Source organism: Sulfurimonas sp. NWX79, from assembly GCF_039667035.1.
Classification (GTDB): Bacteria; Campylobacterota; Campylobacteria; order Campylobacterales; family Sulfurimonadaceae; genus Sulfurimonas; species Sulfurimonas indica.
The window spans coordinates 17,943-32,074 of record NZ_JALCZL010000022.1 but is presented as its reverse complement, the minus strand read 5'-3'; the positions used below and the strand labels follow the sequence as shown (position 1 = coordinate 32,074).

Genomic DNA, 14,132 nt, shown 5'->3' with positions numbered 1-14,132 from the left:
TACCAACAGTCATCTGCTTGTCGGTATAGTTTTCTCTATATCGAATGAGAAATATTTTATCAACAACTTTGTTGTTTTCATTGACTATCTCTTTGTAAAAGACACCTTCATATTTGGTTGATATTTTTTTATTTAATGTTTTTAGAGTTGCCATCACTTTTTCCATTTAGAATGAAATCTATAAGTGATAGTAAAATAAAAATGCTGTTGCTTCCCTTATGCTGGGAAATAGAGAAGATTTGATGAAAGATGATAAAATTTAAAAAGAGGTAAATATGCTATAATTTTTAAAAAAGCTGTAACTATGATAAATTTTCAATTTTTAACACCGTCAAAACAAGCTCAGAATGTAGAGGTATATATAAATGCTTTAACAAAAGCACTTGAGCAAACTGATGTTAGAAATATAGCTATATCAGGCTCTTATGGGACTGGTAAAAGTAGTTTTTTGAAAACATTTGAAAGTAACTGTGATAAAAGGTACAAATTTTTAGATATATCACTTGCTACTTTTAAAGAGGATACTAAAGATATATCTTTAGTCGAAAAAAGTATATTACAGCAGATATTTTACAGAGTTGAGCAATCTCAGATACCAAAATCAAGATTTAAAAGAATAAACACGGTTAAATGGGTAAAAAGTAAATCACTTTTTATAATTTTATTTATACTCTCATACATGATATTTTTTGATTCAAAATATACTGAGTTTTTACACTATCTAAATGATATAAAATGGATATCTTTGATTATATTGATAGGTGGATTGTTTTATTTTATTAAATCACTTATCAAAGATTTTGGAGGTATTAGTTTGGAAAAGCTAAATTTACAAAACTTGGAGATAAAAACAAACAAAGATGATGAATCATCACTACTTAATAACTACCTTGATGAAATATTATACTTTTTTAGTCAAACAGATTATAATGTTGTAGTTTTTCAAGATTTAGATAGGTTTGAAAATATTGAAATATTTACAAAACTAAGAGAATTGAATAGCTTCATAAACAATTCTGAACAAGTTAAGAAAAAGCATAAAAAAGTGGTATTTTTATATGCTATAAAAGATGATATGTTTAATGATAAGGAAAACAATAGAGTTAAGTTTTTTGACTTTTTGATACCTATTATCCCATATATCAATATCTCAACTTCTTATGAAAAACTTATTGAGCTATTTAAAGATGATTTGGATAATACAAATATAAAAAATCCTATCACAAAAGATTTTTTAAGAGATATATCGCTGTATATTCAAGATATGAGACTCTTAAAAAATATCTATAATGAATACAAGATATATGAAAAATCTATAGGAAACAATCTAAATAGAATACAACTTTTATCTATGGTTCTTTATAAAAACTTTTATCCAAATGATTTTGCCAAGTTACACAAAGGAGATAGTTTTTTAAATAATATTTTTAATAATAGGTACAGGTATATCAAGGCATTAGATGAGATATATATCGGCAAAATGGGAAAGCTAAGAGATAAGATAAAAAATATAGAAAAAGAAAATATATCAGATATTAAAGAACTAAGAATGATATATATTTATAAGATTATTGAAGACTTAGGGCATATTCAAGGACATATATATTGCGACAATCAAAATATACTACTAAATACTACTACAAATGACGATAAATTTAAACTAATACAAGAATGTTCAAGTATAAAATATGATAGATATAACGGTAATGTTAAATTTAAAGATATAGAAAATAAAATTGATAAAAACTTTACATATAAACAACGAGAAGATATTATTGTTAATAAAACAAACTCTCAAATATCTATTCTAGAAAATAATATAGATGAAATTCATAAACAAAGAGAAAGATTGAACAGATATACCATACAAGAACTTTCACAGCAAGAGGTATCTCAAAAGCTTTTAAATAGGTATCTGGGTAGTTATGACTTGCTAAAATATTTAATTTTCAATGGTCATATAGATGAAAATTATTATATGTATCTATCAAACTCGTTTAAAAATAGTTTAACACCTAATGATATAAATTTTTTAAAAAGTGTAATAAATAATACTCCTTTAGAATATACTTATAGCTTAAATAATATGAATGAACTTATATACAAATTAAATCTAAATGAGTTTAACAAAGAAGCTATACTAAATTATGATCTAGTAGAGTATCTTATAGAACATAAAGATGATTTCAAAGAACAATATAATGTCATATTTCAACAATTATCAAATGAGAGAAAAGCAAGTGTTAAGTTTATAGTGGAGTATATCAACTATTTACCTGAAACTAATATATTTATAAAAGAAATAGCTTTAAATTGGAGTGATATTTGGGAATATATTTATGAAAGGAGCAATATAGCTTTAGATAATTATACACGGTATTTTTATATTCTGCTATATAATTTAAGTGAGGAAGAGCTAGTCGCTCTAAATAAAAAAGACAGTATAAAAAAGTTTTTAGAGGAATTGACAGAGCTAAAAGATTTAGTGAAAAAAGATAATCAAAAATTGCAGTTATTGATTACAAACTTAGATGTAAAATTTTATAAGCTAAGCAATCCTATATCAAATAGATCATTATTCGAATACATTTATGAGAACAACAATTACGTCTTAAATAAACTTATGATAGAGCAGTTTATCTATGTAAAATATGCTACTAAAACTGATATAGAAAGAGAACTATACTCTAAACACCTTACAACCATAAAACAGCTTGATTCGTATAAAAAGCTTATAAGTAATATTGAAAATAATATTAATTATTATATAAAAAATATATTTTTACAGATAGATACAAATACACAAGAGAGTCAAGATGTAATTGTGTGGCTATTAAATAATGATGAATTAGAAGAAAAGTTAAAGTTTGAAATTATTCAAAAAGAAGAAACAATTTTAGAAGATTTATCTAAAATTGATAAAATATTTTGGAAGACTTTATTTGAACAAAATAAAATAAAAGCTACTTGGGAAAATTTATCTTTGTATTATGAGTATATAGATAAAAAATTAGATAATATACTTGTAGACTATTTAAATATTGAAAAAAATGCTAGAGAGTTATCAAAAATTAAAATTGATGATAAGTATTGCGAAAACAATGAAAATTTCGATAATACTATTTTAGATGATATTGTAGTTACAAACGATTTTGATTTAAGCTCTTATAACAAACTATTACAGAGTAATGGGTATCAGTACTCTGATATTGATATATCAAATTTAAATAGTGAAAAAATCGATGTGTTGTTAGAACAAAATAAACTGCAATTAAGTTCAGAAAATATAACAAACTTGCAAGAATACTTCCAAAACAAACATTTACAATTGATTAAATATTATTTTGATAATTTTGTAAATAATATCCAAGCATACCAAAGTATTTTTAATGACAATGATTTTGAATTAATTTTAAATCTAAAAGATATTGTAGATACTAAAAAAATACAACTGTTACAAAGTATTGACTTAGCTAGTTTTCCTATAAATGAAACTTTAGCTTTAAAAATTAGTCAATTATATTTTGATGAAAAACAAGCAATGACTAAAGAACTTTTAGATCAAATAATCAAATTTTTACCACATAAAAATAAATTAGAAATATTTGTATTTCAATTAGCATATAATGATGATTTAGATTGTGAAGATATTAAAAAATACCTTGAATTAATAGGTGACACTTATTCTCAACTTTGCACTACTGGAACAAGCCCAATTAATTTAGAAAAAAATCAAAATACAGAAACTTTATTACAAATATTAAAAGAGGAAGAGTGTATTTCATCTTATAGTATCAAAGACAAAAAAATTATAGTTTATAGGTTTAAGAAATAACTTATCCCAATGAAACAAACCATTAAAAGAGGTAAATATGCTATAATTGCAAAAAGGAGTATGAAATGACAGCACCATTAAACTATGACGAAATTCCTATGCAAGAAAAATTTATTATTATGGAAGAGTTATGGGAAAATATGTCTCATCAAGCAGAAGACAATGGCTTTACTCCAGAGTGGCATCTTGATGTTTTAGCTAATCGTGAAAAAAATATTCAAAATTCACAATCGACATTTAGTGACTTGGAGAGTGCCAAAAAAAGATTGCAGAAGCTCACTTAATGACTATCAAAATTCTTGATGACGCTGAAAAAGATATAGCAATTGGGATCTCTTTTTATGAATCTCAAAAAGATGGACTTGGCAGATATTTTTTAGATTCAATTTTATCAGATATAGAGTCATTACTTATTTATGCCGGCATACATATAGTGATTTCAGATTACTACAGACTTCTTTCTAAAAGGTTTCCCTTCTCTATATACTACAAGATTAAAGAAGATACAGTCTATATTTATGCTGTATTGGATTGCAGAAGAGACCCTAATTCAATAGCAAAAAGACTATAAAATATAATTTTAAGTCCTTGATAAGTCCGTATGAGATTGTTTTCTTTGGATTTTTATGATATGATTTAAAAATAAAAAGAGTGATTAATTTACCTAATATTGGTAATAATGTGAGATCTGATACGATTTAAGAAAGTATGAGAATATAGTTTAAACCGACTGTTAATCACTTGGTCACTGGTTCGAATCCAGTATCCGGAGCCACAACTTTAATAAACCCCAAAAAATAAATGTAACTATGAAGTGACTAAAATAGTTGTCAATCTGTCATACATTTTCACTCTATTTATTTTTTATCTATACTTTGTCAAAAATTTTCTATCCAAAGAGGGAAAAAGTGAAGATTCACATAGATATAGACTGTTTTTTTGTCAGTGCTGCCCGCATCAAAGAGCCATATCTAGAACATAAGGCTGTAGTTATCGGTGGGCGAAGCGATACCAAGATATTTTCACGTGAGGCAAAAAACCAGACAGTCAACTTTGAAAACTCCGGAAGCTTTGTTCCTACTTTTTACAAAGCCTATGAACAAAAAGATGATGACATCGAATCCTTTATGGAAAATGGCAAACTTCGGGGTATACTAACAACAGCAAGCTATGAAGCCCGGTCTTACGGTATCAAAACAGCGATGAGTCTGCGTGAGGCAAAAGAGCTCTGTCCCCACCTTATCATCAAAGCACCAAATATGTCCCTCTATCAAGAGCTTTCACATAAACTTCATGACTTTCTCTCACGCAAGATTCCACTTATCGAGCAGGCTAGCATTGATGAGTTTTACGGAGACTTGAGCGGTTGGGTAGTAGATGAAGATGTCCCGGAGTTTATCGACAGACTCAGACATGAGATCAAAAAAGAGCTGCGTCTTCCCGTCTCCATCGGAGCAGCACATACACGCTACATTGCAAAACTCGCCACATCCTATGCCAAACCTTTTGGATGTAAAACAATTTATCGCTGGGATTTTGACACCTTTGTCAATCCTATCAAAGTAGAAGATTTCGCAGGCATTGGTCGAAGTATGAAGCGCAAACTTCACGCAGCACAGATTCACACACTTGGAGAGTTGCGTGAGCGTCGTGGAACATTGGAGTCATGGGGACCCTATGCAAAAGAGCTTTACAAACGGGTCAATGGAGAGAGTGATGCTGCTATTGAGGTCAAGCGGGAAAGAAAATCCATCGGCATATCACGTACTTTTGATCCTCTTTTTGATAGAACTGAACTGCGTCGCAGAGTGCATATATTGGCACGGCACCTCTCTTATGCGATTTTTAAACTTGATGTCATTCCGACAGTTTTTCACCTCAGTATCAATTATGAAATGAATCAAAAATCACATATAAACATCTCAAAAGCTGAGATTTTCACAGAAAAAAAGTTCGATGCACTCTGTCTGGAGCTTTTTACACAAGCCGACATACAAAGAAGACTGCAAGTCATTCGACTCTCCATAAACTGTTCAAGCTTTACCAAACACTCACGCAAAGAGCTCTCTCTCATCGGCTTTAATGATGAACAAAAAATGCATACTTTAAGTAAATCTTCACAGAAACTGCGTGAAAAATATGGCATTGATACCATAAAGTTTGCCAGTGAGATGTAAGGGTATCTAACAAAAACTATGCTACAATACCTCTTATGACAAATATGAAACTTTTAGAGCAGTTTCGCTCTTTTTACTTTCAAAATTATCCTGATGATATGGAGACGCAAATTGCTTACTTTGCTGTCTTTGGCGGAGTTGATTGGGATATAGACACTACAAAACCCATCTCAGAGCTCATCCAAACACTCATACTTGACAACTTTGACATCATCGATGAAAAGATGCGCTCTCTTACACTCAATGATGCTATCAACAGAAAACTTCTCAAAGCTCTTGCAACAGGGGACAGACGTATCTTTTCTGCTTTTAACAAAGCCGGTCTAAATAATAAAAATGGTGGTGTAGCACTCAACTACCTACAAGAGAAAGGGCTGATTCAACTCGAGTACTCACGTGAGGAACATCCCCGTGACAAGTACCCTCGTACAAAACTCAAACGCGGAGAGGCACGGCATCGTATCTCACATAAAGTACTCTTTACACATCCGTTTATCCGTTTCTGGTTTTACTTCGTTGTTCCTCATATCAAAGAGATAGAAGCAGGAAAATATGATGCCTTTTTAAAAGATTTTGAGCTACGTCATAATAGTTACACAAGTTTAGTCTATGAAGAGCTCTCAGAAGTACTCTTAAACTACAACCTGCGTGATGCTCATATTGTAAGTTCTGGAAGTTATTGGGATGCAAATCTTGAGATAGACATCTTAACCATCACGCAAAATGGTCGTATCTATGTTGGCGAGTGTAAATGGACAAATCATAAAGTGAACAAAAAAGAGCTGCATAAGATCAATGATAAGTGTCAAAAACTGGGTATTGAACCAAACCAGATAGTCTTTTTTTCAAAACGAGGATTTTCAAAAGAACTTTTACAGATGCAAGGAGCCTCTTTGGCACTCTACAGCAGTGATGATTTTGAAGCACTTGTCAAAACAAAACCGCAGAAAAAACCTTACCCGTTAATCACGCGCAGTGCCTGATAAGCCTCTTGAAGTAGTTGAAATTTTTGTGTATAGTGTTCTACCATATGTGGAGCTTCATGAATGATTTTATCTGGATGATAGACTTTTGTAAGTTTTTTATAACTCTTTTTAAGTGCATCCTGACTCGCTCCGATAGGACACTCCAAGATAGTGTAAAACTCTTTTTTCTCATCTAACTCATCCGCTTTGGACAGATCTCCAAATGAGAAGTTGGCAAAATCAGAGTAGAGTTTTGACATAAAATGATTGTCGTACGTATATTGAATCTGATAGTGTAGGATGTGACGCTTGTTCAGTGCTTTTTCAAGTCGTGCCTTAGCCTTGTAATCACTCACATCAACAACCAAAGAGATATCTGTACCACGCTCTACATAGACTTCTAGCTGTGAACGCAGATAGTTCGTTACCCATGAGTTTGGAGAGTCAAGGGAGATAAGCACCGTATTTTTATCATACGCATAAAGGTGTACTTTTACGACTTCGGGCTCTTCAAGTTTGCTGAGTTCTATCTTAATGGGCTGTGTACCAAATTTGAGCATAGAGCGTAAGAAAAACTCATGATTAAAGTCATGTGTCTGTGCATGGTACTCACTCAATTTTCGAATAAAGTTCTCTCGAACCTCTTTGAGTGTTTCATTTCTAAAAACAAGTACAGCCTTTGGTAAGAAAAGCATTCCACGTGTATGCTGATTTAAAAACTCACGCATCCACTCAGTATTTAGTGTATCAAATCCAGTCGTAATCAGAATAAGATTGTTACGTAAAACAATATCCATACAGACAGCCTTCTACACATTATTTTAAACAAGTATAGCAAAAAAAGTTCCACAATGTAAAATTAATTATCTTCTCTAATTAAGATAGCTTTGAGATTATTTATAGATATTTTGAGTATAATTGCACTAATATTTTAGAACTATTGCTAAGGATAAGATTTGCGCGAAAATATGAATGAAAAATGTGCAGTTGTAGGAATTTTTGGACATGAAGAGGCTTCTAAGCTTGCTTACTTCTCTCTACATGCACTCCAACACCGTGGTCAAGAGGCTGCTGGAATCTCTTCAGCTGACGGACATAAAGTTCATACGATAAAAGACCGTGGTCTGGTTATGAAAGTCTTTAATGAAGAGAACCTCAAAACACTACAAGGCTCTGCGGCAGTCGGACATACAAGATACTCAACAGCTGGTGATGATTCGATTCTGGATGCACAACCTGTATTTGCTCGTTATGACCTTGGTGAGATGGCTATCGTTCACAATGGAAACCTTACAAATGCAGAAGAAGTTCGTAACGGACTGATTGAAAAAGGTGCAATTTTTCAAACCTTTATGGATACAGAAAATCTTATCCACCTTATTGCAAAGAGTACAAAAGACAAACTGCTTGACAGAATCATCGATGCAGTAGAGAGAATTGAAGGTGCATTTTCACTTGTATTTTTGAGTCGTACAAAGATGTTTGCTATGCGTGATAGACACGGTTTTAGACCACTTAGTCTTGGACGCCTTCCAAACGGTGGATATATCGTTGCATCAGAGACATGTGCATTTGACCTTGTCGGAGCTACTTTCATTCGTGATGTAGAACCGGGTGAGCTGATCGTGTTTGAAGAGGGAAAAGCACCACAAAGTATTAAGGTGTTTGAAGCAACTCCAAAACACTGTATCTTTGAGTACGTCTACTTTGCACGCCCAGACTCATCTGTATTTGGACAGTCTGTTTATGAAACACGTAAAAATATGGGTAAAGAGTTAGCACGTATTGAACCTGTAGAGGCAGATCTTGTTATTCCTGTACCAGATGGCGGTGTTCCAGCTGCTATTGGTTATGCTCAAGAGAGTGGTATCCCTTATGAGATGGGAATTATGAGAAACCACTATATCGGTCGTACATTCATTGAACCAACACAAGAGATGCGTGATCTGAAGGTCAAAATGAAGCTCTCTCCAATGACAGATATCATCAAAGGCAAACGTGTTATCGTAGTCGATGACTCTATCGTTCGCGGTACAACTTCAAAAAGAATCATTCGAATGTTAAAAGAGGCTGGTGCTTCTGAAGTGCATATGAGAATCTCTTCGCCTCCGACAACTGACCCATGTTACTATGGAGTCGATACACCAGACAAAGACAAACTCATTGCATCCAATATGAGTACAAAAGAGATATGTGAATTTATTGAAGCGGACTCTCTTGCATACCTTGATGAAGCTTCACTTTTAAGAAGTGTCAATGCAACAGATGAGAGCTACTGTACTGCTTGTTTCACAGGTAAATATATAGTTTAATGAAGCAAATATATACCTATGGTAGCTACCTGCGTGAGAAGTTTGGTGCTAAAGTTTACAAGGTCGGCATCAATATCTCAGGCTTTACCTGTCCAAATATCGATGGAACGGTAGCTAAAGGCGGATGTACATTTTGTGAGAATGACTCGTTTTCAGCCTCACGGGATGAAGTCCAGGAGTTAAAAGGCTTCCACCTTAATCTTGACTCCAATGAAAATCCATTTCTTGAAAAACAGCTTTTGCAGTTAGAACAGCAGTTCTCTGCCATCTCAAAACGTCAAAGAAACGAGTATGGGGCACAGAAGTTTCTTGTCTATTTTCAATCATTTACAAACACCTATGCTCCCTTTGAAACTCTCAAAGCGCTTTATGAAAAAGCACTCTCATTTGATGATGTTGTAGGTCTTAGCATTGGAACACGTAGTGACTCCATCACAAATGAAACACTTGCATATCTCAGCGAATTGGCAAAGACAAAAGAGATATGGATCGAGTTTGGAATTCAATCTGTGTATGATGCAACACTTGATAAAATCAATCGAGGCCATGACAGTGCCAATGTAAAAGAGTGGATATTAAAATCAAAAGAAGCAGGACTGAATGTCTGTGGGCATCTTATCTTTGGTCTTCCGGGTGAAACACAGGAGATGATGCTGGAGACCTCCAAACAAGCATATCAGTGGGGTATAGACTCTGTAAAATACCATCCGCTCTATGTTGTAAAACGAACAGCACTGGCAAACGAATACAGTCGTGGAGAGTTTAAACCTATCAGTGAAGAGCTTTATCTCGACACTCTTGTAAAATCAATACTTATGAAACCAGAAAATGTAACCGTCCAGAGAGTAACAGCAGGCATTAATGATGACTCTCTCTTAGCACCACAGTGGTGTAGAGATAAAAATGAGCAGATAAAGCATATCAACAAGGCTTTGAAAAAAGTGGGACTGAAGTACTAGTGTCCCCACACTTTTGCAAAGTGGGCGGTTGAACTAAAGTATGGCGGATAGTCAAAATATACCCGAAAATGTTTTGACTGCCCAGGTTTCAGGTTCTTGGCAACAATAAACTCTTTTTCAATTGTTTGCGGTTTGCTATTTCTGTTAAATCCGCCAGAGAAAAAACTGATAAACCCGCTTGGTTTATAAAAATTTCCGCCTTTGACATTACCTGTAGCATGCCCTTTATTGACAAGTTTGATATCAAATGTGACTTTTCCTATCGGATAATTTCCGACATTTTTAACAACACCTGTATAAATGATTTTGCCAATCCCCAAGATTCGTTTGTTTTTAAGTTTATACAGTTCTACTTTTTTAGTATATTTATCTACCACAAAAACAGAAAAAACAGCCAAAAATATCGTAATGAGCGTTATAGAGAAGAGCATAGAGTATTTCATCTTTGCATCGTTCTGCTTGAGTGATGCGATAACACCACTTACAAATATAAAGAAAATAACTCCAAGGACAACATAGTGCCAAATATTTAGTAGTGTCATTTACAATTCGCTCCCAATGAGATATTATAATCTCGTTTATAGGTAAAAGGCTCGACAATTATCTTAAACTCTCTTGTCTCACCTTTTTTGATATCTTTCTCAACTATCGACATCTTTTTAAAAGGCTTTAGCTTGTATATATAATTCTTATATTTATTTGGTGTAACTTTGTAAGCACTTGCCGTAATTTTACATGATTTAAAATCAAAGTTGGAGTCATTGACAAGTCGCCCTTTGACTACAACCGCCTGAGAAAAGTTCAACTTTTTCTGCTCTATAAGCTCTGTATGATTCTTAAAAAGGAACTTATGCAGACCTATATAGCCTAGCGTAGGACCGAGTAAAAACGTTACAAATGCAAGAAGTACCAAAAAGATGGCAAGCATCAACTTGCGTCTGAGTAAAATTGCTAAAACGATAAAAAGTACAAAAAGTGTCAGTACAGAGCCAAAAAGAATATAGTCATATGTTATAAGTCCATCTATAAAGCTTTGCACCTTTATTTTCATCTCTTAATCTTTTCTCGAATTTTTCTCAGCGATTCCACTCATACCAAAACGGCGAGCAAGTTCTTGCTTTATTCTGTCAGGTGAGATGTTTTTTGAAGCAAGGGCAACTAACATATGGTACGTAAGGTCCGCTGCTTCATATACCATCTCCTCTTCATCATTGTCTTTATGTGCAAAACAGTACTCTCCTGCCTCTTCGACAACTTTTTTTAGGATTGTATTTTCACCTTTTGAGAGTAGTTTGGCTGTCCATGAAGTTGAAGGATCTGCATTTTTTCTCTCTTGGATCGTATGGTAGAGTGTATCGATGACACCATAAGCAGCTTCTGTATTTATCTCAACATCACTCTCTAGCTTACCACTCTCAAGCTCTGTAAAGAAACATGACTTGCGGCCTGTATGACAGGCCACACCGTTTTGTTTTACTTTGATAAGGAGTGTATCATTATCACAGTCAATATTGAAAGATTGTATCTCTTGTGTATGTCCACTGCTCTCACCCTTTTTCCAGATACGCTGTTTTGAACGTGAGAAGTAGTGTGCTGTTTTTGTTTTGAGTGAGAGTTCAAGTGCTTCACGATTCATATATGCCATCATCAGCACTTCATTTGTTAGTGCATCTTGAACGATGACCGGCAAAAGTTCCTGCTTCTGCCAATCTACTCTATTGAGGATCTCTTCCATAATTATCGTGCCGTTGTTCTTTTCTTAGCATCTTTCATATCTACCCAGATGTTTGGTGTAGAACCACCAGGTGTTAAAAAGATTTTCGTATCTTTGTTCTCACGCAGAGCATCATTGAACTTGCTTTGCACTTTCATCTGCTCTAATTGTAGAAGTTTCGATGTTAAAGATTTTGCGATGGCAATATTTGCTGCTGCCTTTGCTTTTGCTTCAATTGTAATGGCATCTGCTTTACCTTGAGCTTCAATTCTTGCTTTTTCAGCAACACCGCGAGCTTCTGCAGCACGTTTGAGTGCCTCTTGTTTTGCACGCTGTACTTCTTGCTCTGCACGTTGAACCTCTTGCTTTGCAAGTTGAACACGTTCAATTTGTTCTTTTACTTTTGGAGGAAGTAAAATTTCACGAAGTTGTACAGATTGCAGTATTGCAGGAGAGTTTTTAAGAGACTCTACGCTCTTTCTGATTCCCACTTCAATCTCAGCAGCGATTACATTACGCTCTTGCGGAAGCGACTCTGCTTCATACTTACCAATTACATTACGAACTACATCACGAACAACAGGGTTGATAATCTTATCTTCCCAGCTAAATCCCCAGTTAGAGATAGTTTGCGCTGCAAATTGAGCATTTAGTCTATACTGAACAGTCAGCTCAATAGATACTGGAAGTCCACGTTTATCTAAAACAGTAACTGCCGGTTTCGTAATAATTCCATCACCTCGTGTTGAAATGGAATCAATACGAGAAGCATAATTGATGATACGAACTTTTGTATCTACAATATAGACCTTTTGAATGACCGGAATAATAAAGTGCAATCCTGGAAGAAGTGCTTGGTCTTGGTATTTACCATTTGTACTTAAAATACCACGCTGTCCCTCTTCAATAATCGTAAAAGGTTTCGCAAGAACTAAAACAACTACAATAGCCACTATAAAGTAAATAAATGCAGCTTTTTTTCCACCCATGTTAAAGTTCATATTTGGCATCTGTGGACCACTCGGTCCTCCACTGTTCCCGCCAGAAGAGTTTTGTTTAAAACCACCTCCCTGACTCTTTTTCTTGTTAAAATAGTCATTCATATCTGAAGCCATTAGTATATTCTCTTTCAAATTATTTCCCTTTTATTAATCTATGTACGTGAGGTAGTGCTCATACTTTGGATTTCTACCGAACACAATATCAAAGTATCCACTTTGGATTTTCTCTGTCAGTTCTCCACGAGAACCAGTTCCTATCTCTCTTGCATCAACAACAGCAATAGGCGTAATCTCTGCAGCAGTTCCTGTTAAAAATGCTTCATCAGCAACATAAACCTCTTCACGGGTAATACGACGACGAATTACTTTGATGCCCATATCTTCAGCCATCTCAATTACCATTTTTTGTGTAATTGAAGCGAGTGAGTTGTCATTTGGAGGTGTGATGAGCTCTCCATCTTTTACCATGAAAAAACATGCACCACTTGCTTCAGCAATGTAACCTTGATCATCAAGTAAAAGTGCTTCATCATAACCGCAGTCAATCGCTTCAAATTTTGCCATTTGTGAGTTCAGGTAGTTCGCCGTTGCTTTTGCTTTACCCATATTTGAAGTGTTTGCAGGTCTTGTCATCGAAGCAATTTTAAGACGGATTCCTTTACGCATTCCCTCTTCACCAAGGTATGCACCCCACTCCCATGCAGCCATAACAGTCTCAACCGGTGCATCCTTATGATAAACACCCATTACACCATAACCTAAAAATGCAAAAGGACGGATATAAACATTGTCTCCTGTGAATTCATTTTTTTTGATCAGATCGATTTGTGCCTGATTCATCTCTTCGACACTGTAAGGAATATCAATAAGTGTCATTTTCGCTGACTCTTTTAATCGTTTTGTATGGTCATTCAAACGAAAAATCGCATACCCTTTCTCAGTTTTATAAGCTTTTGTTCCTTCAATTACACCATTTCCGTAGTGCAGTGTGTGTGAGAGTACATGTACTTTTGCATCATCCCAAGCTACAAACTCTCCATTCATCCAAATATATTTGGCTGCGTCCATTAAAATCTCCAGTTATTATAATTGTTGCTATTCTATCCAAAATGATATTTACATTAGATAAAAGAGTTCTGAGCTATATCCTTTATTTATACATAACTTAA

The 14,132-nt window shown here is 34.1% G+C and carries 13 protein-coding genes; 7 read left to right on the top strand and 6 right to left on the bottom strand.

What is annotated here, in order from left to right:
- The first annotated feature begins 304 nt into the window (after nt 1-304).
- The 5 genes from MNY27_RS08935 (at nt 305) to MNY27_RS08915 (ending at nt 6,995) form a co-directional block, all read left to right on the top strand.
- Nucleotides 305-3,835 carry a hypothetical protein gene (locus tag MNY27_RS08935; RefSeq protein WP_346392178.1) on the top strand — a complete coding sequence of 1,177 codons (3,531 nt, stop codon included), beginning with the start codon at nt 305-307 and terminating at the stop codon, nt 3,833-3,835.
- 65 nt (nt 3,836-3,900) lie between these two features.
- Nucleotides 3,901-4,119 (top strand): addiction module protein, encoded by a 219-nt coding sequence (locus MNY27_RS08930; protein WP_346392177.1) that lies wholly within the window; start codon nt 3,901-3,903, stop codon nt 4,117-4,119.
- Nucleotides 4,119-4,406 (top strand): type II toxin-antitoxin system RelE/ParE family toxin, encoded by a 288-nt coding sequence (locus MNY27_RS08925; protein ID WP_346392176.1) that lies wholly within the window; start codon nt 4,119-4,121, stop codon nt 4,404-4,406. The genes MNY27_RS08930 and MNY27_RS08925 overlap by 1 nt, the downstream gene beginning before the upstream one ends.
- Before the next feature lie 337 nt (nt 4,407-4,743).
- Complete coding sequence (locus MNY27_RS08920; protein ID WP_152183339.1) at nt 4,744-6,012, top strand: DNA polymerase IV; 1,269 nt, start codon at nt 4,744-4,746, stop codon at nt 6,010-6,012.
- A gap of 35 nt (nt 6,013-6,047) precedes the next feature.
- Nucleotides 6,048-6,995 (top strand): DUF234 domain-containing protein, encoded by a 948-nt coding sequence (locus MNY27_RS08915; protein WP_152183338.1) that lies wholly within the window; start codon nt 6,048-6,050, stop codon nt 6,993-6,995.
- On the opposite strand, the gene MNY27_RS08910 is transcribed toward MNY27_RS08915, so the two are convergent.
- Nucleotides 6,968-7,774, bottom strand: coding sequence for a J domain-containing protein (locus MNY27_RS08910; RefSeq protein WP_152183337.1), 807 nt, complete (start codon nt 7,772-7,774; stop codon nt 6,968-6,970). The two genes, MNY27_RS08915 and MNY27_RS08910, sit on opposite strands and share 28 nt — an antisense overlap.
- Before the next feature lie 159 nt (nt 7,775-7,933).
- Here MNY27_RS08910 and purF point away from each other — a divergent pair, with 159 nt between their 5' ends.
- The gene (gene purF / locus MNY27_RS08905) at nt 7,934-9,289 is read left to right on the top strand and encodes an amidophosphoribosyltransferase (RefSeq protein ID WP_152183336.1); all 1,356 of its coding nucleotides are present in this window, start codon (nt 7,934-7,936) and stop codon (nt 9,287-9,289) included.
- Nucleotides 9,289-10,248: a TIGR01212 family radical SAM protein gene (locus tag MNY27_RS08900; RefSeq protein ID WP_152183335.1), complete on the top strand. Its 960-nt coding sequence runs from the start codon at nt 9,289-9,291 to the stop codon at nt 10,246-10,248. Before purF ends, MNY27_RS08900 begins: the two co-directional genes overlap by 1 nt.
- Here the strand turns inward: MNY27_RS08900 and MNY27_RS08895 are convergent.
- Genes MNY27_RS08895 through MNY27_RS08875 form a run of 5 tightly spaced genes read right to left on the bottom strand, consistent with a single transcriptional unit; the run spans nt 10,245 to nt 14,031 of the window.
- A complete protein-coding gene (locus MNY27_RS08895; protein WP_152183334.1) occupies nt 10,245-10,790 on the bottom strand; it encodes a DUF2393 family protein in 546 nt (181 codons plus the stop codon). The two genes, MNY27_RS08900 and MNY27_RS08895, sit on opposite strands and share 4 nt — an antisense overlap.
- Nucleotides 10,787-11,299, bottom strand: coding sequence for a DUF2393 domain-containing protein (locus MNY27_RS08890; RefSeq protein WP_152183333.1), 513 nt, complete (start codon nt 11,297-11,299; stop codon nt 10,787-10,789). The genes MNY27_RS08895 and MNY27_RS08890 overlap by 4 nt, the downstream gene beginning before the upstream one ends.
- Before the next feature lie 3 nt (nt 11,300-11,302).
- On the bottom strand, nt 11,303-11,983 hold the full coding sequence (gene hisIE, locus MNY27_RS08885; RefSeq protein ID WP_152183332.1) for a bifunctional phosphoribosyl-AMP cyclohydrolase/phosphoribosyl-ATP diphosphatase HisIE: 681 nt from the start codon (nt 11,981-11,983) through the stop codon (nt 11,303-11,305).
- Nucleotides 11,984-11,985: 2 nt separating this feature from the next.
- The gene (locus MNY27_RS08880) at nt 11,986-13,077 is read right to left on the bottom strand and encodes a prohibitin family protein (protein ID WP_152183347.1); all 1,092 of its coding nucleotides are present in this window, start codon (nt 13,075-13,077) and stop codon (nt 11,986-11,988) included.
- A 33-nt stretch (nt 13,078-13,110) separates the two neighbouring features.
- Nucleotides 13,111-14,031, bottom strand: coding sequence for a branched-chain amino acid transaminase (locus tag MNY27_RS08875; RefSeq protein ID WP_152183331.1), 921 nt, complete (start codon nt 14,029-14,031; stop codon nt 13,111-13,113).
- Between the last annotated feature and the right edge of the window lie 101 nt (nt 14,032-14,132).

Excerpts from the sequence above, each read along its gene's own strand:
- MNY27_RS08935 (WP_346392178.1), top strand. The coding sequence starts at position 305 with ATGATAAATTTTCAATTTTTAACACCGTCAAAACAAGCTCAGAATGTA.
- MNY27_RS08930 (WP_346392177.1), top strand. The coding sequence starts at position 3,901 with ATGACAGCACCATTAAACTATGACGAAATTCCTATGCAAGAAAAATTT.
- MNY27_RS08925 (WP_346392176.1), top strand. The coding sequence starts at position 4,119 with ATGACTATCAAAATTCTTGATGACGCTGAAAAAGATATAGCAATTGGG.
- MNY27_RS08915 (WP_152183338.1), top strand. The coding sequence starts at position 6,048 with ATGACAAATATGAAACTTTTAGAGCAGTTTCGCTCTTTTTACTTTCAA.
- MNY27_RS08910 (WP_152183337.1), bottom strand. The coding sequence starts at position 7,774 with ATGGATATTGTTTTACGTAACAATCTTATTCTGATTACGACTGGATTT.
- MNY27_RS08900 (WP_152183335.1), top strand. The coding sequence starts at position 9,289 with ATGAAGCAAATATATACCTATGGTAGCTACCTGCGTGAGAAGTTTGGT.
- MNY27_RS08895 (WP_152183334.1), bottom strand. The coding sequence starts at position 10,790 with ATGACACTACTAAATATTTGGCACTATGTTGTCCTTGGAGTTATTTTC.
- MNY27_RS08890 (WP_152183333.1), bottom strand. The coding sequence starts at position 11,299 with ATGAAAATAAAGGTGCAAAGCTTTATAGATGGACTTATAACATATGAC.
- hisIE (WP_152183332.1), bottom strand. The coding sequence starts at position 11,983 with ATGGAAGAGATCCTCAATAGAGTAGATTGGCAGAAGCAGGAACTTTTG.
- MNY27_RS08880 (WP_152183347.1), bottom strand. The coding sequence starts at position 13,077 with ATGGCTTCAGATATGAATGACTATTTTAACAAGAAAAAGAGTCAGGGA.
- MNY27_RS08875 (WP_152183331.1), bottom strand. The coding sequence starts at position 14,031 with ATGGACGCAGCCAAATATATTTGGATGAATGGAGAGTTTGTAGCTTGG.